Raw genomic sequence first — 25759 nt, forward strand, 5'->3', positions numbered from 1 at the left:
CATCAGGCAAAACGTTAGCGCTGCGTTTCTTCCCAGTCAGCCAGCGTGTACAGCGTTGCTCCGGCTGCAGCCATTTCCATAAAGGCGTGCGCGCTGTCTTCTGGCTGAATATTTACCCCACGGCAACCGTCAGTAATAACGCTGACGGTATAGCCAAGATCGAGCGCATCCAGTACGGTAAATTTTACGCAATAGTCGGTTGCCAGACCCATGATGATCAGTTCAACCATGCGATTTTCCAGCAGCCATGCATTAAGCGCGGTTGCCTGACGACGGCCGTTATCAAAAAAGGCGCTGTAACTGTCGACCAGTGGATTTTCACCCTTGGTGAAGGTTTGAGAAATCGCACGCTGGTTCAACAGCGGATGCAGGGCAGCACCTTCGCTGTTTTGCACACAGTGATCGGGCCAGAACGTCTGTGGCAGTCCGTCCAGTTGCCCCTGACTGTAAGGCGCAACCTGATGCTGGCTGGCAAAACTACCGTGATTCGCCGGGTGCCAGTCCAGACTGGCAACGACGGTGTCACCGCGTACGGCACACCAGTCGATCAGACGGTTGGCAATATCGATTGTGCTGTCGCCTTGCGGGACGGCAAGTGCGCCACCGGCACAAAAATCATTCTGTAAATCGACCAGCAATAAGGCTCGGGCCATCGTCATAGACTCCTTTACTCGTCCGGTGTGAGCTCACCACGCAGATTTTGCGTCATCGCTTCGCGAATTGCCTGGGTATCCAGGTTCTGGCTCAGCAAATAATGCAGCTTGGTAAGCGTAGCTTCGACGGTCATGTCCGCGCCGCCAATAACTCCCGCGTGCGCCAGCGCATTCCCCGTCGCGTAACCGCCCATATTGACCTTCCCGGACATGCATTGGGTGAGATTCACCACCACAATGCCACGCGAACTGGCATCTTCAAGCTCTTTCAAAAACTCTTTGTTTTGTGGTGCATTACCGACACCGTAGGATCGAAGAATTAACGCTTTCACGGGCTGGCGCAGGAAATTTCGCACCACGTCAGCAGAGATCCCTGGGTAAATCGTGACCACGCCGATCGGCTGCGGGGTGATGGGGTGAACAATCAGTGAGCCCACACCATGCGGTGCGGGTGGAGTCCCCAGCCGGCGGATGTGGATTCCCGCTTCCAGTAGTGGAGCAAGGTTCGGTGAGGCGAAAGCGTCAAAACCGTCAGCATGTGCTTTGGTTGTACGGTTGCCACGAAACAGGCGATTGTTGAAAAACAGGGTGACTTCATTAATCGGGTAATTTGCCGCAACGTACAATGCATTCAGCAAATTGATTTGTCCGTCCGAGCGTAGTTCTGCTAGTGGAATTTGTGACCCTGTCACAATGACCGGTTTACCCAGATTTTCCAGCATAAAAGAGAGCGCCGACGCGGTAAACGCCATAGTGTCGGTACCGTGCAGAATGACAAAACCATCGTAATCGTCATAGTGGGCTTTGATGTCTTCGGCAATATGTTGCCAGTCTTCCGGCGTCATATCGGAGGAATCCATCAGTGGGACGTATTCATGGATGGTGAAGTCTGGCATCTCAGGGCGGTGGAATTCAGGCATCAATGCCAGTTGGCGCTGCAGATGACCCGAAACCGGAATGTAACCCTGTTCAGAGCGCTGCATACCTATGGTACCGCCGGTATAGGCAACGTAAATCGATTTCTTTTGCATGACGATTTTCTTAAGGAGTCAGGATATTAATATAGCCGGATGGCTGCTATGCCTTATCCGGCCTAAAAGTTGCGCGATATTCGTAGGCCGGATAAGACGCCTTAGCGTCCTGTCCGGCAATAGCGACTTAACGGACGTTGGCGCAGGTCAGGCAGAACGCATAACGGTTTTGCGGGTCGTTAAACGCAGCCAGTTTATCTCCTTCAGCTTTTACCGCGCTGGCAGCAGAAGCCAGCGGTGCCGGGAGCATTGCCTGAAGGGCTTCTGGCAGCATGGCGCGCACCGAACCTGACATACTGTCCATGACCATATCCACGAAGGTAGGCTCGTCCTGATAATACTCAATGTGCCATTGTTTCAGTTTTGCCAGCTCTGCAGCTTTCGCGACGGCATCATCGAAATCGCCTAGGCTGTCTACCAGTCCGTTTGCTTTCGCATCCTGACCGGTCCAGACATGACCCTGAGCAATTTTATCAATCTGCTCCGGTGTCGTCTTACGCGCATCCGCAACCAGCGTGATAAAGCGCTTATAGCCGTTCTCGATGCTTAACTGCATCATTTGCTGTACTTCCGACGGTAACGCTTTGGTGATGGAGATATCCGCCAGTGGGGACGTTGCAACACCGTCAGTATGTACGCCAATTGAATCCAGGCTGTTTTCTACGGTATTGATAACACCAAAGATGCCGATGGAGCCGGTCAGGGTGCTGGGGTTTGCCACGATGTAGCTTGCAGGCGTGGAGATCCAGTACCCCCCGGACGCCGCCATGCCGCCCATGGAAACGACAACCGGTTTGCCCGCTGCTTTTGCCGCTGCCAGCTCAGAACGGATCACTTCCGAGGCGCTGACGCTACCGCCTGGGCTATTCACGCGCAGGACAATGGCCTTCACTTTCGGATCGAGGCGTGCTTCACGGATCTGTGCGGCGGTCGTATCGCCACCCACATTCCCTGGCGTTTCCTCTCCGTCCATAATGGCACCGTTGGCGAAGACGACACCGATGCTGTCTCCGGTATCAGCAGGTGTTTTCAGTGTGTAATCGTAGTAGCTGACAGAGCGGTAGTTTTTATCCGCTTTGCTCCAGCCAAACTGTTTGGTCAGCAACTTTTCGATTTCAGCGCTGGAGGCGAGAGCATCCACCAATTTGTTATCGAGAGCATATTTCGCCGTATCACCGTCGACTTTCGTCAGGCCGTCCAGCATCGCTTGCGCGCCAGGGAATACCTGTTGCGCCGGGATTTGTCGGTTAGCGGCGACCGTATCGAGATAGTTCTGCCACAGTTCGCCAATCCAGCGGCTGTCAGCCTCACGCGCGGCAGGTGACATATCATCACGGATAAACGGCTCGACGGCGGATTTATAGGTGCCCACGCGGAATACGTGCGTTGAGACCTTCAGCTTATCCAGCAGGGATTTGTAGTACAGACCGTTGGTGGCAAAGCCGTGCAGATCAACGGAACCCTGCGGGGATAGCCAAATTTTGTTGGCAAAACTTGCCAGGTAATACTGCCCCTGGCTGAAGTTATCGCCTACAGCAAAGACAGGCTTACCGCTGTCGCGGAACTCGCGTAGCGCTTTACCGATATATTGCATCGACGGTTGGTCGGCACCGGCGAAGTTTTTCAAGTCCATCACGATGCCGGTAATGTTGCGGTCATCTTTGGCCTGTCGAATGGTATTCACGATATCGAACAGGGAGTTTTCCTGTAGACGATCGGAACTTGCGCCAAACAGCTGACGACCGATGACACTTAACCGACTGGTGCTTGACGGTTTATCAACAATTACCCCCGAGATATCCAGCAGCAGTGCGCCACGTTCAGCATGTTCGCTGGTGTTGCTGCTACTGACCTGCATCCAGATCCCAACACCCACCAGTACTAAAAAGATAAAGAACAGGTTAAGCACAAATTCACGGACGAAATTGAGTAATCGCCATGTCCATTTAAAAAATCCGGCAATAAATCGCCACAGGGTTCGCATGTATTCTCCCTATCGATTAACAACACGCCCCCGTGAGCCACGAGAAAGGCGTTAAGATGTGGCTATCGTAATGACCCGACAGGCACTTGTCAGCAGGAATCACCACCTGTGCTGTAACAAAATCCGCCCGCGTGTTAATTTTGTGAACAAATATCATTGTTGGAGTTAAGCAAATGGATGCACTCGAATTACTTATGACCCGTCGTAGCGCTTCTCGTCTTGTCGAACCGGCCCCGGTGGGAGAGCAACTGCAAAATATCCTGCGCGCCGGTATGCGTGCGCCAGACCACAAATCGCTACAACCGTGGCAATTTTTTGTGATTGAAGGCGAAGGGCGCGAACGTTTTAGTGCCGTGCTTGAAAAAGGTGCGATTGCTGCCGGAAGTGATGAAAAAGCACAGGAAAAAGCCCGTACAGCACCGTTTCGCGCGCCGCTGATTATCGCTGTGGTGGCGAAATGTGAAGAAAGCGACAAGGTCCCGATGTGGGAACAAGAAATGTCTGCGGGCTGTGCGGTAATGGCGATGCAAATAGCGGCGATTGCGCAAGGGTTTGGCGGGATCTGGCGCAGCGGAGCCTTAACGGAAAGTACGGTAGTCCGCGAAGCGTTTGATTGTCGTCCACAGGATAAAATCGTCGGTTTTCTCTATCTGGGAACGCCGCAGCTAAAAGCCTCCACCTCGATTAATCTTGCCGATCCGACCTCATTCGTCCGTTATTTCTGACATCAACGGCAAAACTGTCTGGATTATGAGCAAAGACACCCTAATTCAGACAGTCACTCTTACCACATCATGGAATGAGCGCTACCATATCCGCATTGCAATGACAGGAGATGTCCATGAGCGAGAACGCTATTCGTTTAACACAATACAGCCACGGAGCCGGTTGCGGTTGTAAAATTTCCCCGAAAGTGTTGGAAACCATCCTGCACAGCGAGCAGGCGAAGTTTGTTGATCCGAATTTACTCGTGGGTAATGAAACCCGCGATGACGCGGCGGTGTACGATCTGGGTAACGGCACCAGCGTTATCAGTACCACCGATTTCTTTATGCCGATTGTCGATAATCCGTTTGATTTTGGCCGCATTGCTGCGACCAACGCTATCAGCGACATTTTTGCAATGGGCGGCAAACCGATTATGGCAATCGCTATTCTGGGCTGGCCTCTTGATAAGCTGGCACCGGAAATAGCCCGCGAAGTGACCGAAGGTGGGCGTTTTGCCTGTCGTCAGGCGGGGATTGCACTGGCGGGTGGACACTCTATTGATGCCCCTGAACCAATCTTTGGACTCGCTGTGACGGGTATTGTGCCAACCGAACGTGTGAAGAAAAACAGCACCGCTGAGGCTGGATGTAAGCTGTTCCTCACCAAACCACTGGGTATTGGTGTACTGACCACCGCAGAGAAGAAATCGCTGCTGAAACCGGAACACGTCGGACTGGCGACAGAAGTGATGTGCCGTATGAACAGTGCCGGTGCGGCATTTGCCGATATCGACGGTGTGAAAGCCATGACCGATGTAACCGGTTTTGGTCTGCTGGGTCATTTGAGCGAGATGTGCCAGGGGGCCGGCGTTCAGGCGCAGATCGTCTACCAGGACATTCCTAAGCTTCCCGGTGTTGAAGAATACATCGCACAGGGCGCAGTGCCGGGCGGCACGCAGCGTAACTACGCGAGCTATGGACACCTGATGGGGGAAATGCCGCAATCGGTACGCGATCTGCTGTGCGATCCGCAAACTTCCGGCGGCTTGCTGCTGGCGGTAACACCTGAATCTGAAGCTGAGGTCAAAGCCGCAGCTGCGCAGTTTGGTATCGATCTCACGGCTATCGGTGAGCTAGTGGAAGCCCGCGGCGGTCGCGCCATGGTTGAGATTCGTTAACCCGATGCGGTTGTTTATTGCCGAAAAACCGAGTCTGGCGCGCGCCATCGCCGATGTGTTACCCAAGCCACATCGTAAAGGTGACGGTTTCATTGAATGCGGAAATGGGCAAGTGGTGACCTGGTGTATCGGTCACTTGCTCGAACAGGCGCAGCCAGACGCCTACGACAGTCGTTATGCTCGCTGGAGCCTGGCCGATCTGCCGATTGTTCCGGAAAAGTGGCAACTGCAGCCGCGTCCCTCTGTGACCAAGCAACTCAACGTCATTAAACGCTTTTTACATGAAGCCAGCGAAGTTATTCACGCCGGAGACCCCGATCGAGAAGGACAACTGCTGGTGGACGAGGTGCTGGATTACCTGCAGCTTGCTCCCGAAAAACGCCAGCAGGTGCAACGCTGCCTGATTAACGACCTCAACCCACAGGCAGTGGAGCGGGCGATAGAGCGTCTACGTGCGAACAGCGATTTCATCCCACTGTGCGTGTCGGCACTGGCACGCGCACGCGCGGACTGGCTGTACGGCATCAATATGACGCGTGCTTACACTATTCTCGGGCGCAACGCAGGGTACCAGGGCGTTCTTTCTGTTGGCCGTGTACAGACACCGGTGCTTGGGCTGGTTGTACGTCGCGATGAAGAGATCGAGAACTTTGTCGCTAAAGATTTTTTTGAGGTGAAAGCGCATATCGTGACACCCGCCGATGAGCGTTTTACCGCCATCTGGCAACCCAGCGAGGCCTGTGAACCTTATCAGGACGAAGAAGGGCGTTTACTGCATCGCACGCTGGCTGAGCATGTGGTGAAGCGCATCAACGGTCAGCCGGCGATAGTCACCAGTTATAATGATAAACGGGAATCAGAATCCGCGCCGCTGCCGTTTTCGTTGTCGGCGCTGCAGATTGAAGCCGCGAAACGCTTCGGTTTAAGTGCGCAAAATGTTCTGGATATCTGCCAGAAACTGTACGAAACCCACAAGCTGATTACCTATCCGCGTTCGGACAGTCGCTATCTACCGGAGGAGCACTTTGCCGGACGTCACGCGGTGTTGAACGCGATTAGCGTTCATGCCCCGGATCTGTTGCCGCAGCCTGCTGTGAATCCCGATACGCGAAATCGTTGTTGGGACGATAAAAAGGTGGATGCGCACCACGCTATTATTCCAACAGCGCGTAGCTCAACCATCAATCTCAATGACAATGAGTCGAAGATTTACAACCTGATTGCGCGTCAGTATCTGATGCAGTTTTGCGCGGATGCTGTTTTTCGTAAGTGCGTCATTGAACTGGATATCGCCAAAGGTAAGTTTGTTGCCAAGGCGCGTTTCCTGGCCGAGGCCGGATGGCGTACGCTGCTCGGTAACAAAGAGCGCGATGAAGATAACGACGGTACGCCGCTGCCAGTGGTGGCAAAAGACGATGCGTTGCTGTGTGAAAAAGGCGAAGTGGTTGAACGTCAGACCCAGCCGCCGCGCCACTTTACCGATGCGACGTTGTTGTCGGCAATGACCGGGATAGCGCGTTTTGTGCAGGATAAAGATCTGAAAAAGATCCTCCGCGCGACAGACGGACTGGGGACAGAAGCAACACGAGCCGGGATTATCGAATTACTGTTTAAACGCGGATTCCTGGTGAAAAAAGGGCGCTATATCCATTCGACCGATGCCGGAAAAGCGCTGTTCCACTCGCTGCCTGAAATGGCGACACGCCCGGATATGACCGCGCACTGGGAGTCGATTCTGACCCAAATTAGTGAAAAACAGTGTCGATATCAGGACTTTATGCAGCCGTTAGTCGGAACGCTGTATCAGTTAATCGACCAGGCCCGGAGTACACCCGTTCGCCGGTTCCGTGGGATTGCTGCACCTGGCGGTAGTGAGAAGAAAAAGAGTGTGCCGCGTAAACGTCCGGCAAAAAAAAGCCCGCCAGCAGATGAGGCGAGCGTGTAGTGTATTCGTAGGCCGGATAAGGCACGCGTGCTGCATCCGGCAATGCCTGATGGCGCGACGCTTATCAGGTCTACGGGAGCTACAGTTCTGAATTAAATCACACCCTGGCCCAGCATCGCGTCGGCAACTTTCACAAAGCCTGCGATGTTGGCGCCGCGCACATAGTTGGTTTGTTTGCTTTCACCGCCGTACTCGACACAGGCGTGGTGAATATCCAGCATGATATGGTGCAGACGGGCATCGACTTTCTCTGCCTTCCAGCCCAGACGCGCGGCATTCTGCGCCATTTCCAGACCGGATGTGGCGACACCACCTGCGTTAGCGGCTTTGCCTGGCGCAAACAAAACGCCTGCTTCCAGGAACAGATCGGTGGCCTCGATGGTCGTCGGCATATTTGCGCCTTCGGCGACGGCTTTTACGCCATTGGCGATCAGTACGCGTGCGGCATCGACATCCAGTTCGTTCTGGGTTGCGCATGGCAGGGCGATATCAACCGGAACAGACCAGGGTTGTTTACCTTCCAGATAGGTCAGACCAAACTCACGGGCGTAATCCGCCACGCGACCGTCACGGCTGTCTTTAATCGCGCACAGACGCGCCAGTTTTTCTTTTGTAAAACCACTTTCATCAACCACGGTACCGCTGGAGTCGGAGGCGGTAACCACGCGCGCACCAAACTCCATCGCTTTCTCAATGGCGAATTGTGCAACGTTACCGGAGCCGGAAACGGCCACACGCATTCCTTCAAAACCCAGACCATGGCGTTTGAGCATCGCTTCGGTGAAGTACACCAGACCGTAGCCAGTTGCTTCCGGGCGAATCAGGCTGCCACCGAAAGAAAGGCCTTTTCCGGTGAAGACGCAGGCGCTGTTATTGGACAGCTTTTTCATCATCCCGGCCATAAAGCCGACCTCACGACCGCCCACGCCGATATCACCCGCAGGGACGTCGGTATCGGGTCCTAAATGGCGGAACAGTTCGGTCATCAGCGCCTGACAAAAACGCATGATTTCGCCTTCGCTTTTACCTTTCGGATCAAAGTCGCTACCGCCTTTACCACCACCCATTGGCAGCGTGGTGAGTGCGTTTTTAAAGGTCTGCTCGAAGCCGAGGAACTTCAGGATCGACAGGTTCACCGAAGGATGGAAACGCATGCCGCCTTTGTACGGGCCAATTGCGGAGCTGAACTGTACGCGCCACGCACGGTTAACCTGTACCTGATTGCGATCGTCGAGCCAGACCACGCGGAACTGGATCACGCGCTCAGGTTCAACCAGACGCTCCAGCAAGGACATTTGACGATAGCGCGGGTTTTGCTCAAGGAACGGCCACAGTGTCGTCATTACCTCACGAACGGCTTGCGCGAACTCGGTCTGATTCGGGTCGCGCTTTTGTACATGGTTGAGAAACGACTCCAGAGAACATGTCTGATCCATAGATATAAGAACCTCTTATGTATTGATATGGTTATATTTTTGATATTTGTGTTAAGTGTTTTGCAGTTTTTGACTATACCATCAGCAGTGTGACGAGACGCAAGAAAAAATTAATCCCGCTAAGTAAATTAATATCGCGGCGTTGCTCATAACCAAAAACGATGATCGAGGAACTAAAGTTTCTGCCGGTTTATACCGTTATACTGAGCATAGATGTCAGTTAAAAAGGAAAGAATATGCGCCGTTTAATCATGGCAGGTGCGTTGGTGATGTTATCCAACGGGGTACTGGCAAATCAGCTTTATCGTCCGGATGTGCAAGTGAATGTGCCGCCGGAAGTGTTCAGTTCCAGCGGCCAGCGCGCGCAGCCCTGTAATCAGTGCTGCATTTATCAGGATCAAAACTATTCAGAAGGGGCGGTGGTGAAAGCCGATGGCGTGCTGCTACAGTGCCAGCGCGATGAGAAAACCATCAGCACGAACCCGCTGGTCTGGCGGCGTGTAAAAGAATAAACGCTTCTAATAGCGGGATATCGGCAGGCGCGAGTGGATAACGCAGCGCCTCTTCGGGTGAGCACCAGACCAAATCCTGATGCTCATGGGCGTAAAGCTCGCCCTGATAAGCCGGCACGTGCCAGGCATGCAGATGTATCAATCGGCCTGATACTTCGCGCTGATGACTGGCGACGTAATTCCCAACGATAGCCTCGATACCCAGTTCCTCACGTAATTCACGGACCAGCGCTTGTGGTTGGCTCTCTCCAGGTTCAACCTTACCACCAGCAAATTCCCACATACCGGATTGATCTGCATGCTGCGGGCGTTGAGCCAGTAAAATTTTGCCATCACGTTCAATAATCGCGGCGACCACGTCGAGGGTTTTCATCATATTCATCAAGATCTAACAGCAGAAAATGACATAATATAGTTAACCATGGGTTTGACCAAAAGTATTCAGGAGCAACCGTTGAATGAACCTCAGTCATGGGTAAAACCGTTGACGCGCATCCCTTCCAGTTTGAAACCGCTTGTTGCAACACAGAAAAAACACTATGGCGATGTGCTACATCCCACGCGCTGGTGGGGGCGAATGCCATTTCTGTTCTGGCTGGTGGCGCTGTTTGTTGGCTTCCTGGAGCGTAAGCGGGCGCGCTTAACGCCGGTGATGCGAGCATTGTTGATGACACGTGTTTCTCAGGTGTGCCATTGCGCCTTTTGTGTGGATGCCAACAGTTTACGTCTGGCTGAACGCTGTGGCGCACTGGATAAAGTATTACAAGTGGCTAATTGGCAGGAATCGACGCTGTTCAGTGAAGAAGAACGTGTCGCACTGGCTTATGCGGATGCCGTTACGGCCACGCCGCCTCGGGTTGATGAGGCATTAAAGGCGCAAATGAAGTTGCATTTTACCGAGGATGCCATTACTGAAATGACCGCGCTGATTGCGTTCCAAAATCTCTCGGCGCGCTTTAATGCCGCCCTTGATATTCCTTCGCAGGGACTGTGCGACACCTTCAAAGGACGCCCACATGCTTGACTGCCATCTTCATCCGCGCTTAAAACCGCTTTTGCATCGGTGTGTGCGGGTTATCGATAAGCCTGCAATTACGCCGGATGGCCTGACACTGGTTGGTTTTGCCATTGGTGTGCTGGCGTTGCCGTTTCTTGCTTTAGGCTGGTATCAGGCGGCGTTGGTGGTTATCGTGCTAAATCGTCTGTTTGATGGGCTGGACGGTGCGCTGGCGCGGCGCAGGGGGCTTACTGATGCCGGCGGGTTTCTCGATATCTCGCTCGACTTTCTTTTTTACGCCTTAGTGCCGTTCGGTTTTATTCTGGCCGCACCGGAGCTGAATGCGCTGGCTGGCAGCTGGCTGTTGTTTGCCTTTATCGGAACGGGGAGCAGTTTTCTCGCCTTTGCCGCGTTGGCGGCGAAACACCAGATTGATAATCCGGGTTATGCGCATAAGTCGTTTTATTATCTGGGCGGGCTGACCGAAGGAACCGAGACCATTTTGCTGTTTGTGCTGGGCTGCCTGTTCCCAGGCTATTTTGCCCTGATGGCATGGATATTTGGCGCGCTGTGCTGGATGACAACACTCACCCGGATCTGGAGTGGATATTTGACGCTGAAAGCGGCTCAGCGTCAGGCGTAACGTATTGCGTTGCCGGATACGCTTATCCGGCAATCATGCCAATCTTACTTGCTGCTGTCCGGACCACGTTCACCGCTGGCTACCGGGTTCTTCGGATCGCTGCTCCACTCATACCAACCGCCATCATAGACCGACACGTTTTGCCAGCCCATTGCGCGGGCGTACATAAAGGTTTCAGAGGCGCGCCAACCGGTACCGCAATAGAAAGAGACCTGCTGATCCGGCAGAATGTTCCATTGCTTCCACATTGCGGCGATGTCGTCTGCACTGCGCATCGTGCCATCCGGATTATGGAAATCTTCCATGTGGGTGGAGTCACTTCCCGCATGGCCCCAACGAGCGCCAGCGATTTCACCTTTTGGCTTGATGTAGCTGTATCCACTGGTGGTACCGATAAACTCTGGCCATGAACGGATGCTGACCAGTGACGCATCCTGGCGATGCAGCAAGCCGCGAGCCTGTGTCATATCCAGCATCAATTGTGGTTGGGCGGGGATCGTGACGCCAAAATCCGGTTCTGGTTTGACCGTCGGCGGGGTGCCGCGTTCGACGGGTAAACCTGCGTCGGACCAGGTTTGCCAGCCACCGTCGAGCAGGCGCACATCTTTTACACCCGCATACAGCATGATTTGCGCCACGCGTGCAGCGGCGTACACATCGCGGCCATACAAAATGACCGTGGTGTCGTGGCGGATACCGTGTTTAGCCAGCATCGCTTTTAGCTGTTCGTCGGAGACTTTATTCCACAGCGGTTCGCTTTCCACTTCGTTAGTGTCAATGTATCCCGCACCCGGAATATGGCTCAGCAGATAAAATTTTGGCGCACCCCAGGCCGCTTCAATGACTTTCCAGTCACCAGCCGGTTTTGCGGTAACGTCTTTACCTTGCTGAAGATCGTGCAGCCATTGTGGGTAGACCAACTGTTCGAAGTGCGGCAGGCGCTGCAAGCGTGCAGGGTCCTGTAGCGCATCGCTAAGGGTCGAAATATGGTTAAAACCCACTTTTTGCAGGCGGTTTTTGACGGCTTTCACATCGCTGTCGTTGCCATACAGTGCCACTGGCACATCGGTTTTTAACTGATGTGCCTGAACCCAGGCGCTAAGTTGTTCATCGTTCATCTTGTCGAGCCAGGCGGCAGACAGATTCAGTGCGGAGGGTTCGTGCCCGGAAGGGCCATTGAGCGACTGAGGCCAGCCATTATAAAAAGCGCTCTGACGGGTATCGATTGCCGCGCCTTGTTTTTGCTGTAATTGGTTGAGGGTAAGCGTCTGTGCTGTTTCAGCAGCCCAGGAAGAAGCGCAAGCGAGCCCTAAAGCCAGTGCCAGCGCGGTCATTTGAGAAACACGTTTCATCGAATAGCCCGACGTTGAAAAAAAGAGGACGACATTGTGTGCCGCCGGTTAAGTAAAATCCTTGCGTTAACGCAGCATAACGCCACATTCACGCCCAGGAATCCATTTGTACTACACGGCCTGCCGGGGGGACGTCTTGCGTATCGTGGGTGACTTGCACCACAGGTATCCCCAACTTCCGCACTTCGGTGAAAACCCACAGGCGAAACGTATCCCGCAGTGACGCATCCAGGCGACTGAAGGGTTCATCCAGCAGCAAAGCCTGCGGTTGTGCCAGCAAGGCGCGAAGCAGGGCGATGCGTGAGCGTTGCCCTCCGGACAGCGATGCCGGGTCGCGGTGATAAAAGCCTGCCAGGTCCGCGCGCTCAAGGGCATGTTCCACTTCATCGCGTCTCGCCGTACCTTTCAGGTCAGCGGGTAGTGCCAGTGATAAATTTTGCCCAACACTGAAATGATCAAACAGCAGGGCATCCTGGAACAGAATACCAATCTGGCGCTGTGCGGTAGGTAATGTGTCAATGCGCCGTTCATTGAGCCATAGTTGACCGGAGGCACGAAATTGATCGGGGAGCGCACCAATCATCCACGAAAATAGTGAAGACTTGCCGCTACCCGAAGGCCCCATAATAGTGACGATGTCACCTTTATTGACCTGAAGGTTGACGCCTGTCAGCAGGGGTGTTGAACCCAGGTACAGGGAAACATCTTTCACTATGAGCATTAGCGGAGTCCTTGTCGAAAGCGGCCAACCCAGGCGGAAAGCGAGGCTGCGAGTGCGAAAACAACCAACGGTAACAGCAATTGCCATAGCGCCTGTGCCGCCAGAATAGCGGTGCTGCCACCGCTGCTTAATGCTACGGCTTCGGTCGTGAGTGTGGGATAACGACCTGCGCCCAACCATAATGTTGGCATGTACTGGGCAATACTCACCGAAAATCCTACGGCGAAAGCAATCAGTGCCGGGCGCAGAATCAACGGGCATTTTACCTGCCAGAAGATGCGGTTTTGTGTCCAGCCCAGCGTTTGCGCAATCACAATAAGGCGCGAGTCAATACGCTGCCATGCAGGCTTAAGCACAAACAGCATCCACGGTGTTACCCACAATAAATGCCCCCAGACCACCGTGATGAACTGGCCATCCTGTTGGGCATATAGCGCCAGCGTATATTGCCCGGTGACCAGCGGTAACGCGGGTAAGATAATGGGCAACCAGACCCAACGGTGCCCGGTTTGTGGCCCCCATTCCAGCCATATCAACAGCGTGGCTAGCGCAAGCGTACTGGCCAGAAGCCCCATTAGCAGGCTATTGATCAGCGCATCTCGGTTCAGCGATGAGTATTCTGCCATCAGGAGCAAAACGACTGCGCACACAATGCCGCTGAGGGGCAGAAGCTGTATCAGCGAGCGTCCGGCTGTACAGGATGAAAAATGCAGGCGTACACCGCTGATTGCCGGAATTGTGCGCCGCCAGCCGCGCCAGAGCAGATAGCCCGCCAGCGCAAAAATGACCAGTAACAGCACCAGCAGCAAACTGGCGAGAGCGCCTTTTGTCTGCTGGTCGGCGTCGCCCTGACTTAACCATTGCCAGCTCAACACTGCGAGTGTTGGCGGGTTGCCGGGCCCAAGGACGATCGCGACATCCACGACGGAGAGCGACCACGCGACAATCGCCAGCATAACTTTCCCTAGCGCTGGCGCGATAGAGGGCAATACCAGCCAGTTCAGACACTGCAACCGGTTGTAACCCAGTGAGTCCAGCACGATGACCTGTTGCGACAACTGCTTGTCACTCAATAAAGCGGAAAGGATCCAGAGCAAGAAAGCGCTTTCTTTCACCGCCAATGTGATGCCCAGACCCACACCGTAGCGGTCCAATAGTGGGCTGAGAAACGGCAATAGACGGTAGAGCATGCCGCCTTCGGCAAAAAGTAACAGCGTGCTGGTGGCAAAGGCAACGTGCGGAACCGCCAGCAGCCAGGGGAGGTGAGTACAAAGCCGCACCCATCTGGCGCCGGGCCAGAATGCAAGAACGGTCAGCAGGGCGATACTGAGCGCGCCAATGGCTGCCAGCGTGACAGAAACCAGTGTCGCCAGTAACGCTTGCAGGAGTTGGGGATCGGCAAACAGCGCCAGCCAGTGTGCAAGGGAAAGCGCTGGCGCAATTAGCGTAAAAGCCGCAGGGACCAGCGGCAAATAGATTGCCGTCATGAAGGCCCAGAGCAGCAGAATTAATGCGTACCGTAACGGCGTAGCCATTCTTGTTCCAGTGCATTTACCCAGGCTGCGTGTGGCTCAGGCAGGACAGCGGGGAGTCCTTTCGGGATTCGAGCCAGTAGCGCCTCCCGCTGTTCGGCTGGTAATTTTTTGGGGTCAAGCACTGAAGGATCGCCCCAAAAGGTGGGGTCAGCTTTGCGGAGCTGCGCTTCAGGCGAGAGCAGGAAGTTAGCCACCACTTTCGCCCCGGCACTGGCACGCGCATTAGCGGGAATGGTGACAAAATGCACATTGCCCAGCATGCCCTGAGAGAAGCCAAAACTATAGCTATTTTTCGGTAACTCGCCGCGAGCGATTTTTTGCTGTGCATGCGCGGGGTTAAAGGTTAACGATATCCGCAGCGTGCCGCTATTCAGCAGGGCATCCATCCGCGCAGGCGTAGGGGGAAAGTCTTTCCCTTCGCGCCACAGTACGGGATGTAAAGCGTCAAGATACTGCCACAAGGGGGCGGTAACCTCGGCGAACGTGGCTGCATCGGGAGCACTTTTCAGTGCTTGTGGTTTTGCAGTGAGCGTAATCAGCAACTGTTCGAGAAAAGCGGTACCGGTAAAGTCGGGTGGGCGCGGATAGGTCACCGTGCCGGGATGCGCTCGCGCAAACTCCAGCAGTGCCTGCGCAGAGCGAGGGGGGTGTTCTGTGATATCCCGATTGGCGATAAAGGTTAACTGCGCGCTACCCCACGGAGATTCAGCACCTTCAGTTGGAATGGCGAAGTCTTCAGTCACCGGTTGTTGGGTATCCACGTAGCGCCAGTTGGGCAGCATTTGCGCCCACTGCGTTTGCAGCAGGCCAGCGTCTTTCAGCGTGCGAAAATTCTCACCATTGACCCACAGGAGATCAACCGAACCGCCTGTTTTACGCCCTGATGCCGCTTCGGTTTGGATGCGTTTTACAGCATCGGCGGCATCCGCCAGACGGACAATTTTCAGGTTAATGGCATAGTGTGTTTTCATCTCACCGCTAACCCAGTCGAGATACTGATTAACGGCGTTATCGCCTCCCCAGGCGTTAAACCACACCGTCTGACCCCGGGCGTCGTTTTTGATGTGCTGCCAGTTATCACTCTGCGCAAAGGTCGCCAGCGGAGAGAACAGCAAACTCAGGCACAATAAACAGTAACGCATAGTATCTCCAGTCGTTTATGGAGGCTTCAGGAACGCTTCCTGTGCCGCTCAAGATAAAGGCCTCTTGCCACTGAAATCACGACACTCAGGGCAAACAGAATAAACAGCCCGGTCACGAACCAATATGTGCCGCCGGTCAGCAGGCTACCAGCCCATGAGTAAACGATAGTGGCAGGTAACTGGCCAAGACCGGTGGCGATGAAAAAATGACGAAAGCGGATGGACGTCAGGCCAGCGGCGTAACTGACCGGATCGAATGGAACGAAAGGTAACAGGCGGCAGACCAGAATGGCGTGTTTACCGTAGCGCTCAAAAAAGGCGTCCATATTTTTCAACACCGTTTTACCGGTTAATCTTTCTACTGTGCTGCGGCCGAACACCCGGGCGATAAAAAAGCAGAGTGCTGCCCCCGCCATCGCACTGGTCCAGGAGAGAACACCTCCCCAGAATGCGCCAAACAATGAGGCATTCGCAAAGGTGATCAGGAAGGCGGGAAGTGGGGCGATGATCGCCTGTAAAATCATCAGGAAGAACGATACGACCGCGGCCTGGGGACCCCAGGAACGAATGAAATTTTCAAGAGCATGCTGATCAAGCGTGGTAAACGCAGTCAGGCTCTGTGTGAGAAAGTCTCTCACGTCGGGCAGCCATGCCCACGCCATTAACGCGACTACCAACAGGGCAATGAACCCAGCCCGGCAACACTTTCTGAACTGTGTCTTATTCAGCGTTCTCATTTACCGGCAAGCTCTCGATTTGCAGAGGGGTCGACATGTTTATATCGGGCCCAGGCTTTTGCCGCCTGCACGAAGGCAAACAAGGCAAAGCCTGCAACACTGAGTTTAACGATAAACGCCCAGGTGATGCCTTCACTGGCGAGTTCGTGTGACATCAGCGTATAGATAAAGATACCAGGTAACGTGGTGACAGCTGAAATCAGAGTAAATGACCAGAACGGAATGGCCGTCAGTCCGTAAGCATAGTTTTGAATATTATAAGGAAACAGGGGGACGAGACGGGTCAGGATCAGAAAGTCGATACCGCTATGGGCAATCCCTTTTTCGATCGCCTGAAACGTCGCCGTATGCCCGACGTGTTTCAGTAATAGTTCCCGCCCAAGCCAGCGTGCCAGTAAAAATGACAATGCCGAGGCAACGGTTGCTGCCAGTAAAGAGATGAGCGTGCCAACCAGTGGGCCGAAAAGGATACCGCCGACAATCACCAGAATGCTGCCTGGTATCAGGCACAGCGCCGCGACGATAAAGAGCAGAATATAAAGCGCGTAGCCGAACAGCCCGCTTTGGCGGATGACATCTTGTAAATGATGGAGATTGGTTATCAGGTCAGACAGACCAAAATAGTGGAAAACCCCAGCCAGGGCGCAGAATAGCACTGCCACAATCAGCAGTCGGTATTCTGCCTTATGCGAACTTCTTTTTCATGGGGGGTCTCCTGTAAATCCGTGGGTGATGAAGCGCTTTCACCAGCGAAAAGTGCGCGCGAAGATATATTAAAATCCGGCTCGCAACAATGTATTACCGTCGCTTTATTGATTTTGCACAGAATATACTGACTCTCCAGGCGAGGCCCGGAGAGCGAAAAAATGCTGATGATTAGACGCGGAATTTTGCCCACACTGGCGCGTGGTCGGACGGTTTTTCCATGCTGCGGATCTCATAGTCGATACCCGTTTCTTCGCAACGTTCCGCCAGCGGATTGCTTGCCAGCAGCAGGTCAATACGCAGACCACGGTTATCGTCGAAGCCTTTCGAGCGGTAATCAAACCACGAAAACTGGTCGTTTTTATCAGGATGCGCGTGACGATAGGTGTCCACCAGTCCCCAACCTAACAGACGTTCCATCCACTCGCGTTCTTCCGGCAGGAAGGAACATTTCCCGGTACGCAACCAGCGTTTGCGATTCTCTTCGCCGATGCCGATATCCAGGTCGGTTGGGCTGATATTCATATCACCCATGATCAGCACCGGATTATCGCGTTTCAGCTCCGTCTCAAGATAGTTTTGTAAGTTCTGATAGAACGCCGCTTTTGCCGGGAATTTAGTTTCATGGTCGCGGCTTTCGCCCTGTGGGAAGTAGCCGTTGATGACGGTGATGTTGCCAAGCGGAGACGGGATCTCCGCCATAATGATACGGCGCTGAGCCTCTTCGTCATCATTCGGGAAACCACGGCGCACTGCAATCGGTGTTTCTTTGGTTAACAGTGCCACACCGTAATGGCCTTTCTGACCGTGATAGAAAACGTTGTAGCCCAATTTTGCTACCTCTTCGAGAGGGAACATATCGTCGTGAACTTTTGTCTCCTGTAAGCCAATAACATCCGGTTGGTGTTTTTCGACAATGGCTGCCAGTTGATGAGGACGGGCACGCAGGCCGTTGATATTAAAAGAGACAAATTTCATAGTCGCTGCCACTTTGTAAGATGAATAGTGCAAGGATGGTAGCAGAATTTCCACGAACTGACTGCTTCTTGTCACCTGATTCCAACAATGATTGCTAATGGTGTTAACGATGGAGCAAAAACTGCACCGTTTTGGCGCGAAGCGCGTCGCTATGGGGCAATAATTTCCGATAAATTTCGTATACGATCACAATTCCAGAATTATATTTGGCGACTGAATAAAATTGCGGTTTTTCCTCTATTTAGTCCTCTGATACGCAAACATATTCACTTTATATGCACGGATGGTGAATATCGTTGTGTTGTAACTTGTTGATATTCCGTTTAACGACTCCGTTTATGCACTTTTTTCGCTGGCTGGCACGAACCCTGCAATCTACATTTACACCGCAAACACTATATTTATTAACATATAAATAACCTTTTATTTACCGTTGAGGTCGCTATGTCTCTGTCAGTTACGCGTGAAAATTTTGATGAATGGATGATGCCTGTCTATGCCCCAGCGCCTTTTATTCCGGTGCGTGGTGAAGGTTCACGTCTGTGGGATCAACAGGGTAAAGAGTATATCGATTTCGCGGGAGGCATTGCGGTTAACGCACTGGGACATGCGCATCCGGCATTGCGTGAGGCATTAAACGACCAGGCCAGCAAATTCTGGCATACCGGCAACGGTTACACTAACGAACCGGTATTACGTCTGGCGAAGACGCTTATCGACGCGACGTTTGCCGAGCGTGTTTTCTTCTGCAACTCCGGCGCAGAGGCTAACGAAGCCGCACTAAAACTGGCGCGTAAATTTGCCCACGATCGGTTTGGCAGCCAAAAAAGCGGCATTGTGGCATTTAAAAACGCCTTCCACGGTCGCACGCTGTTTACCGTCAGTGCCGGGGGGCAGCCAGCCTATTCACAGGATTTCGCACCACTGCCGCCGGATATCCGTCATGCGGTGTATAACGATCTTGACTCCGCCAGCCAATTGATTGATGACACCACCTGTGCGGTTATTGTGGAGCCAGTGCAGGGGGAAGGTGGCGTCGTGCCGGCAACCACCGCGTTTTTACAGGGGCTGCGTGAATTATGCGATCGGCATAATGCGCTGTTGATTTTTGATGAGGTACAGACTGGCGTCGGGCGTACCGGCGAACTGTATGCCTATATGCACTACGGTGTGACACCAGACCTGCTGACGACGGCCAAAGCGCTTGGTGGTGGATTCCCTATTGGCGCGTTATTGACCACAGAACGTTGCAGCAGCGTGATGACCGTGGGCACTCACGGCACAACTTACGGCGGAAACCCATTAGCCACTGCCGTAGCGGGTAAGTTGCTGGAAATTGTTAACACGCCGGAAGTCCTCAATGGTGTGAAACAGCGCCATGACTGGTTTGTGGAGCGTATTAACGCTATTAACGAACGTTTTGGATTGTTTAGTGAAATCCGTGGCCTTGGGCTGCTGATTGGTTGTGTGTTGAATGCGGAATTTGCCGGAAAAGCGAAACAGATCTCCCAGGAAGCGGCCAATGCAGGCGTCATGGTGTTGATTGCCGGCGGTAACGTGGTGCGTTTTGCGCCTGCGCTAAATGTCAGCCAGGAAGAGGTGGCAACCGGACTCGATCGTTTTGCGCTGGCATGCGAACGCATTAAAGCAGGAGGTTCATCATGATGGTGATCCGTCCTATTGAACACGCGGATATCACCGCGTTAATGCAGCTTGCCAGTAAGACCGGCGGTGGGTTGACGTCATTGCCCGCAAATGAAGCCACGCTGGCGGCGCGTATTGATCGTTCGTTGAAAACCTGGCGTGGCGAGTTGCCTAAAAGCGAGCAGGGCTACGTTTTTGTATTGGAAGACAGTGCCACCGGAACCGTGGCGGGGATTTGTGCGATTGAAGTGGCGGTAGGGCTTAACGATCCCTGGTACAACTACCGTGTTGGCACGCTGGTTCATGCTTCGAAAGAGTTGAATGTCTATAACGCATTGCCGACGCTGTTTCTCAGTAATGATCACACCGGAAGTAGTGAGCTTTGCACCCTGTTTCTCGATCCGGACTGGCGTAAAGAAGGTAACGGCTATTTGCTGTCGAAGTCGCGCTTTATGTTTATGGCGGCGTTTCGTGACCGTTTTAACGAAAAAGTCGTTGCAGAGATGCGGGGTGTCATTGATGAACACGGTTATTCACCATTCTGGCAAAGCCTTGGCAAGCGCTTTTTCTCGATGGAATTCAGCCGCGCAGATTTTCTCTGTGGCACCGGACAAAAAGCGTTTATTGCAGAGCTGATGCCTAAACATCCTATATATACCCACTTCCTGTCGGAAGAAGCGCAAAGCGTGATTGGCGAAGTGCATCCGCAAACGGCGCCAGCCCGTGCGGTGCTGGAGAAAGAAGGGTTTCGCTACCGCAACTACATCGATATTTTCGACGGCGGGCCGACGCTGGAATGCGATATCGACCGGGTACGTGCTATCCGCAAAAGTCGACTGGTGGAAGTGGCTGAAGGTCAGCCTGCACTGGGCGAATTTCCTGCCTGCCTGGTGGCTAATGAAAATTACCAAAACTTCCGCGTCATGTTAGTGCGTGCCGATCCGAATACCCAGCGACTGGTACTGACGGCAGCGCAACTGGACGCCCTGAAATGCCACGCGGGTGACCATGTACGTTTTGTGCGTCTTTGTGCAGAGGAGAAAGCAGCATGACATTATGGATAAACGGCGACTGGGTGACCGGGTTGGGCGCACGTCGGGTGAAAACGAACCCGGTGAGCGGGGATGTGCTGTGGCAAGGCAATGATGCCGATGCGACTCAGGTAGCACTGGCATGCCAGGCGGCGCGGGCTGCCTTTCCGGGCTGGGCAAAACAGGCTTTTGCTGCCCGCCAGGACATTGTCGAGAAATTCGCGACGCTGCTGGAGAGTAATAAAGCAGAACTGACGGCGATCATTGCACGGGAAACCGGCAAGCCGCGTTGGGAAGCTGCAACCGAACTGACGGCGATGATCAATAAAATTGCCATCTCAGTGAAGGCGTATCACACCCGTACCGGAGAACAGCATAACGCGCTGCCAGATGGCGCAGCGACGTTACGTCATCGCCCACACGGTGTGCTGGCCGTGTTTGGCCCGTATAACTTCCCCGGTCATTTACCTAATGGTCATATCGTTCCGGCGTTGTTGGCTGGCAATACGCTGATTTTCAAGCCCAGCGAGCTGACGCCGTGGACCGGTGAGGCGGTGATCAAACTGTGGGAACAGGCGGGATTACCGCCGGGCGTATTGAACCTGGTTCAGGGGGGGCGTGAAACAGGACAGGCACTGAGTGCGCTGGAGGACCTTGATGGTCTGTTGTTTACCGGTAGCGCAAATACGGGTTATCAGCTGCATCGTCAGCTATCTGGCCAGCCGGAAAAGATCCTCGCGCTGGAGATGGGCGGGAACAACCCGCTGATTATCGAGAACTCCGAAGATATTGATGCGGCGGTACATCTGACTATTCAATCAGCGTTTGTTACAGCCGGGCAACGGTGTACCTGTGCCCGTCGTCTGCTGGTTAAAAAAGGGGCGCAGGGCGATGTGTTTCTGGCGCGGCTGGTGGATGTCTGTCAGCGTTTAATACCGGACAACTGGGATGCACAACCGCAACCGTTTATTGGTGGGCTTATTTCTGAACAGGCGGCGCAACATGTTTGTGACGCCTGGCAACGCCTTGCAGCGCAGGGAGGGCGAACCCTACTGGCACCACGGCAGGTATGCGCGGGGACTTCACTGTTGACTCCCGGCATAATTGAACTGACCGGCGTGGCGAATGTCGCGGATGAAGAGGTCTTCGGCCCGCTGCTCGGTGTCTGGCGTTATGACAGCTTTGATGATGCGATTCGCATGGCCAACAATACCCGCTTTGGTTTGTCGTGCGGGCTGGTTTCGCCGGATCGCAATCAGTTTGACCAATTGCTACTGGAAGCTCGTGCGGGCATCGTCAACTGGAATAAGCCGCTAACCGGGGCGGCAAGCACCGCGCCGTTCGGTGGGATTGGTGCTTCAGGCAACCATCGCGCCAGTGCGTGGTATGCCGCAGATTATTGCGCCTGGCCGATGGCGAGCCTGGAATCTCCGACCCTGACGCTGCCGACAGCGCTTAGCCCAGGACTCGATTTTTCACGCGAGGATAAGCCATGAAAGCGCGTGAAGTAAATTTCGACGGCCTGGTGGGACTGACTCACCATTATGCGGGGCTGTCATTTGGTAATGAGGCCTCAACCCGGCACCGTTTCCAGGTGTCGAATCCCCGTCTGGCGGCGAAACAGGGCCTGTTGAAGATGAAGGCGTTGGCCGATGCCGGATTCCCGCAGGCGGTGATCCCACCTCACGAGCGTCCCTATATTCCCGTGCTGCGCCAGTTGGGATTTAGCGGCAGTGATGAACAGGTGCTGGAAAAGGTGGCACGGCAGGCACCTCACTGGCTCTCCAGTGCCAGTTCCGCTTCGCCGATGTGGGTGGCGAATGCGGCCACGGTCTGTCCTTCGGCAGATTCGCTGGACGGGAAAGTGCATCTGACCGTCGCCAACCTGAATAACAAGTTTCACCGTTCGCTGGAGGCTTCGACCACTGAAGCGTTGTTAAACGCGATCTTCCGTGATGAGAGCCGCTTTACGATCCATAGTGCATTGCCACAAGTTGCGTTACTGGGTGATGAAGGTGCGGCTAACCATAACCGCCTCGGCGGTGATTATGGTGATCCCGGCGTGCAGGTGTTTGTCTATGGTCGTGAAGAGGGCAACGGCGCGCAGCCGAAGCGTTATCCGGCGAGGCAATCACGTGAGGCCAGCGAAGCTGTTGCGCGCCTGAATCACGTGAACCCTAAGCAGATTATCTTTGCTCAGCAAAACCCGGATGTTATCGATCTTGGTGTGTTTCATAACGATGTTATTGCGGTATCAAATCGTCAGGTGCTGTTTTGTCATGAATTGGCGTTTGCCAACCAGCAGGCGTTGTTAGAGCAGTTACGTAGCCAGGTGGCGGGATTTACGGCGCTGGAAGTTCCCCTGGCGGAAGTGTCAGTGCAGGATGCTGTGGCAACGTATCTGTTTAACAGCCAGCTACTCAGTCGTGATGACGGTTCAATGATGTTGGTCTTGCCGCAGGAATGCCGGGAGCATGCAGGGGTATGGCATTATTTAAACCATCTGCTTGAAGATGACAACCCGATTGACGATCTACGGGTATTCGATCTGCGCGAAAGCATGTCCAACGGTGGTGGCCCGGCGTGTCTGCGCCTTCGGGTCGTGTTAACCCCACAGGAGCAACAGGCGGTGAACCCGGCGGTTCTCATGAATGATGTGCTGTTTAACACGCTGAATAACTGGGTTGATCGTTACTATCGCGATCGCCTTACCGCAGCCGATCTTGCTGACCCGCAGTTGCTGCGCGAAGGGCGTGAAGCATTGGATACGTTGACACAATTACTCAAGCTCGGTTCGGTGTATCCCTTCCAGCAGGAGCGTACACGTCATGGATAATTTCCTTGCGCTGACGCTTGCGGGGGACTCGCCAGATACCTCCCGGGGGAAAGCTCACGGTTTTGACTGGCAATGGATTGGACATGGCATGCTGGAACTGACGCCGGTTGTTCCGGTTGAGCGTTCGCTGGTTTTGTCTGCGGGCATTCATGGTAACGAAACCGCACCAGTCGAAATACTGGATACATTGCTGTCCGGGGTGTTTAGCGGCAAGCTGCCGCTGACATGGCGGCTATTGGTGATCCTGGGCAATCCGCAGGCGTTAGCTGCGGGCAAACGCTATTGTCATAGCGATCTGAACCGTATGTTTGGTGGCCGCTGGCAACTCTTCGATGAGAGTGGTGAAACACGGCGTGCCCGCGAGCTTGAACTGTGTCTGGAAGATTTTTACGCGCGGGCAAAGGCACCTGTTCGCTGGCATCTCGATCTCCACACGGCTATTCGCGGGTCACATCATTTGCGTTTTGGCGTGCTACCGCAGCGTGATGTGGCATGGGATGAGGCGTTCCTTCACTGGCTGGGGGATGCGGGGCTGGAGGCTCTGGTTTTCCACCAGGCACCAGGCGGAACGTTTACCCATTTTAGTGGGGAGCATTTTGGCGCGCTGGCCTGCACGCTGGAGCTGGGCAAGGCGCTGCCGTTTGGGCAAAACAACCTGTCACAGTTTGCTCACACTGCGCAGGCGCTGGCAATGTTGTTGACAGGCAGACCCGCAGCGGCAGCTGAGACGCCGCCGTTACGTTATCGCGTGGTAGCGCAAATTACACGGCGCAGCGACGATTTCATTCTCTACATGGACAACCAGACACTTAACTTTACCGCATTTAAAGAGGGAACCGTACTGGCTCAGGATGGTGATGAACGTTTTATCGTCACCCATGACGTTGAATATGTTCTCTTTCCTAATCCCAATGTGGCCTGTGGTTTACGTGCGGGACTGATGCTGGAAAGGTTGTAAAAGATATATCCGCCCTTGGGTTAATCTCTGAGGGCTTATTTTTGCGTGCTGTTTATATTTATTACGGATTATTCCTGGTAAGTTGCTTTCTTAATAACCAGAGTTCAGGTATAGTTCTTCATAATCCTTTCAAAATCATCCTGTTGTAATTTTTTATTTCAACTCTCCGCAATTTATTCTTTTTTTCTTCATAATTGATGGAAGTTTGTTTTTTACACTTTCATTGTTTTACCGTTACTCTGATTAATTGACGCTTAAGCCGGTAAAGTTAATCCCGTCAACACGACATCACATTGCATAAGAGTCGCATGAATGTCGTAAGAATAACTGAAAGGAAGGATAGAAATTATGCGTAAACTGACTGCTCTGTTTGTTGCCTCTACCCTGGCGCTGGGCGCTGCAAATCTGGCTCATGCCGCTGACACGACCACAGCCGCTCCGGCAGATGCCAAACCGATGGTGCACCACAACGGTAAGTTTGCCCCGCATCATGACATGATGTTTAAAGACCTGAACCTGACCGATGCACAGAAACAACAGATCCGCGACATCATGAAAGGTCAGCGCGATCAGATGAAACGTCCTCCGCTGGAAGAACGCCGTGCAATGCACGATATCATCGCCAGCGATAGCTTCGATAAAGCGAAGGCTGAAGCGCAGATTGCGAAGATGGAAGAACAGCGCAAAGCTAACATGCTGGCGCATATGGAAACGCAGAACAAAATCTACAACATTCTGACCCCGGAACAGAAAAAACAGTTTAATGCCAATTTTGAGAAGCGTCTGACAGAACGTGCAGCGCAGAAAGGTAAAATGCCACAGGCTGCTGAATAATCGGTAGGCGTCTATACTCAAACATTCACGTTGTGTCGGAGCAGATTGCCCCGCACAGCGTGAAAAAAAACTCAAGACCGCCGGCCTTGTCCACAACACGTTTAACGATGTGGGCAGGATCGGCGGTTTTTTCTTTCCTACCTCTTGCACAGCGCTTCGGACACGTTATGCTCCTGAAGCCCGCGAAAATGCTACCTGGA

Annotated in this window: 24 protein-coding genes; 12 read left to right on the forward strand and 12 right to left on the reverse strand. The window is 53.6% G+C overall.

Going from position 1 to position 25759, the window contains the following annotated elements; translation table 11 throughout:
- Positions 1-14: 14 nt before the first annotated feature.
- The 3 genes from pncA to sppA all read right to left on the reverse strand — a co-directional run bounded on the left by pncA (position 15) and on the right by sppA (position 3668).
- The gene (gene pncA / locus NNO08_RS17220; protein WP_271457190.1) at positions 15-653 is read right to left on the reverse strand and encodes a bifunctional nicotinamidase/pyrazinamidase; all 639 of its coding nucleotides are present in this window, start codon (positions 651-653) and stop codon (positions 15-17) included.
- 14 nt (positions 654-667) lie between these two features.
- Positions 668-1684: an asparaginase gene (ansA, locus tag NNO08_RS17225; protein ID WP_202038841.1), complete on the reverse strand. Its 1017-nt coding sequence runs from the start codon at positions 1682-1684 to the stop codon at positions 668-670.
- Positions 1685-1811: 127 nt separating this feature from the next.
- Positions 1812-3668, reverse strand: a complete 1857-nt coding sequence (sppA, locus tag NNO08_RS17230; protein ID WP_271457171.1) for a signal peptide peptidase SppA — start codon at positions 3666-3668, stop codon at positions 1812-1814.
- A gap of 173 nt (positions 3669-3841) precedes the next feature.
- Here sppA and NNO08_RS17235 point away from each other — a divergent pair, with 173 nt between their 5' ends.
- The 3 genes from NNO08_RS17235 (at position 3842) to NNO08_RS17245 (ending at position 7498) form a co-directional block, all read left to right on the forward strand.
- On the forward strand, positions 3842-4393 hold the full coding sequence (locus NNO08_RS17235) for an NAD(P)H nitroreductase (RefSeq protein WP_271457172.1): 552 nt from the start codon (positions 3842-3844) through the stop codon (positions 4391-4393).
- A gap of 116 nt (positions 4394-4509) precedes the next feature.
- Positions 4510-5553 (forward strand): selenide, water dikinase SelD, encoded by a 1044-nt coding sequence (gene selD, locus NNO08_RS17240; protein WP_271457173.1) that lies wholly within the window; start codon positions 4510-4512, stop codon positions 5551-5553.
- A 4-nt stretch (positions 5554-5557) separates the two neighbouring features.
- Entirely contained in the window at positions 5558-7498 is a 1941-nt protein-coding gene (locus NNO08_RS17245) for a DNA topoisomerase III (protein ID WP_271457174.1), read from the forward strand.
- Between the two features lie 92 nt (positions 7499-7590).
- Here the strand turns inward: NNO08_RS17245 and gdhA are convergent, their stop codons facing one another.
- Positions 7591-8934, reverse strand: coding sequence for an NADP-specific glutamate dehydrogenase (gdhA, locus tag NNO08_RS17250; protein ID WP_003832501.1), 1344 nt, complete (start codon positions 8932-8934; stop codon positions 7591-7593).
- A gap of 236 nt (positions 8935-9170) precedes the next feature.
- On the opposite strand from gdhA, the gene NNO08_RS17255 reads away from it, so the two are divergent.
- Complete coding sequence (locus NNO08_RS17255; RefSeq protein ID WP_137383420.1) at positions 9171-9446, forward strand: YnjH family protein; 276 nt, start codon at positions 9171-9173, stop codon at positions 9444-9446.
- Here the strand turns inward: NNO08_RS17255 and NNO08_RS17260 are convergent.
- Positions 9406-9819: a pyrimidine (deoxy)nucleoside triphosphate diphosphatase gene (locus tag NNO08_RS17260; RefSeq protein WP_271441176.1), complete on the reverse strand. Its 414-nt coding sequence runs from the start codon at positions 9817-9819 to the stop codon at positions 9406-9408. The genes NNO08_RS17255 and NNO08_RS17260 overlap by 41 nt on opposite strands.
- Positions 9820-9900: 81 nt before the next feature.
- Here NNO08_RS17260 and NNO08_RS17265 point away from each other — a divergent pair, with 81 nt between their 5' ends.
- Positions 9901-10470, forward strand: a complete 570-nt coding sequence (locus tag NNO08_RS17265) for a carboxymuconolactone decarboxylase family protein (RefSeq protein WP_271441141.1) — start codon at positions 9901-9903, stop codon at positions 10468-10470.
- Complete coding sequence (locus tag NNO08_RS17270) at positions 10463-11086, forward strand: CDP-alcohol phosphatidyltransferase family protein (RefSeq protein WP_271457175.1); 624 nt, start codon at positions 10463-10465, stop codon at positions 11084-11086. Before NNO08_RS17265 ends, NNO08_RS17270 begins: the two co-directional genes overlap by 8 nt.
- 44 nt (positions 11087-11130) lie before the next feature.
- On the opposite strand, the gene NNO08_RS17275 is transcribed toward NNO08_RS17270, so the two are convergent.
- The 7 genes from NNO08_RS17275 to xthA form a co-directional block, all read right to left on the reverse strand.
- A complete protein-coding gene (locus NNO08_RS17275; RefSeq protein ID WP_271441139.1) occupies positions 11131-12438 on the reverse strand; it encodes a sulfurtransferase in 1308 nt (435 codons plus the stop codon).
- Between the two features lie 88 nt (positions 12439-12526).
- On the reverse strand, positions 12527-13159 hold the full coding sequence (locus NNO08_RS17280) for an ATP-binding cassette domain-containing protein (protein ID WP_271457176.1): 633 nt from the start codon (positions 13157-13159) through the stop codon (positions 12527-12529).
- Positions 13159-14694, reverse strand: coding sequence for a thiamine ABC transporter permease (locus tag NNO08_RS17285; protein ID WP_271457177.1), 1536 nt, complete (start codon positions 14692-14694; stop codon positions 13159-13161). Before NNO08_RS17285 ends, NNO08_RS17280 begins: the two co-directional genes overlap by 1 nt.
- Complete coding sequence (locus NNO08_RS17290; RefSeq protein WP_271457178.1) at positions 14667-15836, reverse strand: ABC transporter substrate-binding protein; 1170 nt, start codon at positions 15834-15836, stop codon at positions 14667-14669. The genes NNO08_RS17285 and NNO08_RS17290 overlap by 28 nt, the downstream gene beginning before the upstream one ends.
- Before the next feature lie 26 nt (positions 15837-15862).
- Positions 15863-16564, reverse strand: a complete 702-nt coding sequence (locus NNO08_RS17295; protein WP_442870786.1) for a TVP38/TMEM64 family protein — start codon at positions 16562-16564, stop codon at positions 15863-15865.
- Positions 16565-16569: 5 nt separating this feature from the next.
- Entirely contained in the window at positions 16570-17229 is a 660-nt protein-coding gene (locus NNO08_RS17300; RefSeq protein WP_271457192.1) for a TVP38/TMEM64 family protein, read from the reverse strand.
- Positions 17230-17449: 220 nt separating this feature from the next.
- Complete coding sequence (xthA, locus tag NNO08_RS17305) at positions 17450-18256, reverse strand: exodeoxyribonuclease III (protein WP_116360166.1); 807 nt, start codon at positions 18254-18256, stop codon at positions 17450-17452.
- A gap of 444 nt (positions 18257-18700) precedes the next feature.
- On the opposite strand from xthA, the gene astC reads away from it, so the two are divergent.
- The 6 genes from astC to spy all read left to right on the forward strand — a co-directional run bounded on the left by astC (position 18701) and on the right by spy (position 25559).
- On the forward strand, positions 18701-19921 hold the full coding sequence (gene astC, locus NNO08_RS17310) for a succinylornithine/acetylornithine transaminase (protein WP_271457179.1): 1221 nt from the start codon (positions 18701-18703) through the stop codon (positions 19919-19921).
- Positions 19918-20952 carry an arginine N-succinyltransferase gene (astA, locus tag NNO08_RS17315; RefSeq protein ID WP_271441134.1) on the forward strand — a complete coding sequence of 345 codons (1035 nt, stop codon included), beginning with the start codon at positions 19918-19920 and terminating at the stop codon, positions 20950-20952. Before astC ends, astA begins: the two co-directional genes overlap by 4 nt.
- Positions 20949-22427, forward strand: a complete 1479-nt coding sequence (astD, locus tag NNO08_RS17320) for a succinylglutamate-semialdehyde dehydrogenase (protein WP_271457180.1) — start codon at positions 20949-20951, stop codon at positions 22425-22427. The genes astA and astD overlap by 4 nt, the downstream gene beginning before the upstream one ends.
- The gene (gene astB / locus NNO08_RS17325; RefSeq protein ID WP_271457181.1) at positions 22424-23767 is read left to right on the forward strand and encodes an N-succinylarginine dihydrolase; all 1344 of its coding nucleotides are present in this window, start codon (positions 22424-22426) and stop codon (positions 23765-23767) included. Before astD ends, astB begins: the two co-directional genes overlap by 4 nt.
- Positions 23760-24725 carry a succinylglutamate desuccinylase gene (astE, locus tag NNO08_RS17330; protein ID WP_271457182.1) on the forward strand — a complete coding sequence of 322 codons (966 nt, stop codon included), beginning with the start codon at positions 23760-23762 and terminating at the stop codon, positions 24723-24725. The genes astB and astE overlap by 8 nt, the downstream gene beginning before the upstream one ends.
- A 348-nt stretch (positions 24726-25073) precedes the next feature.
- Positions 25074-25559 carry an ATP-independent periplasmic protein-refolding chaperone Spy gene (gene spy, locus NNO08_RS17335; RefSeq protein ID WP_271457183.1) on the forward strand — a complete coding sequence of 162 codons (486 nt, stop codon included), beginning with the start codon at positions 25074-25076 and terminating at the stop codon, positions 25557-25559.
- Positions 25560-25759 lie beyond the last annotated feature (200 nt).

Origin of the sequence: Citrobacter sp. Igbk 17 (genome assembly GCF_028069775.1) — a bacterium.
Classification (GTDB): Bacteria; Pseudomonadota; Gammaproteobacteria; order Enterobacterales; family Enterobacteriaceae; genus Citrobacter.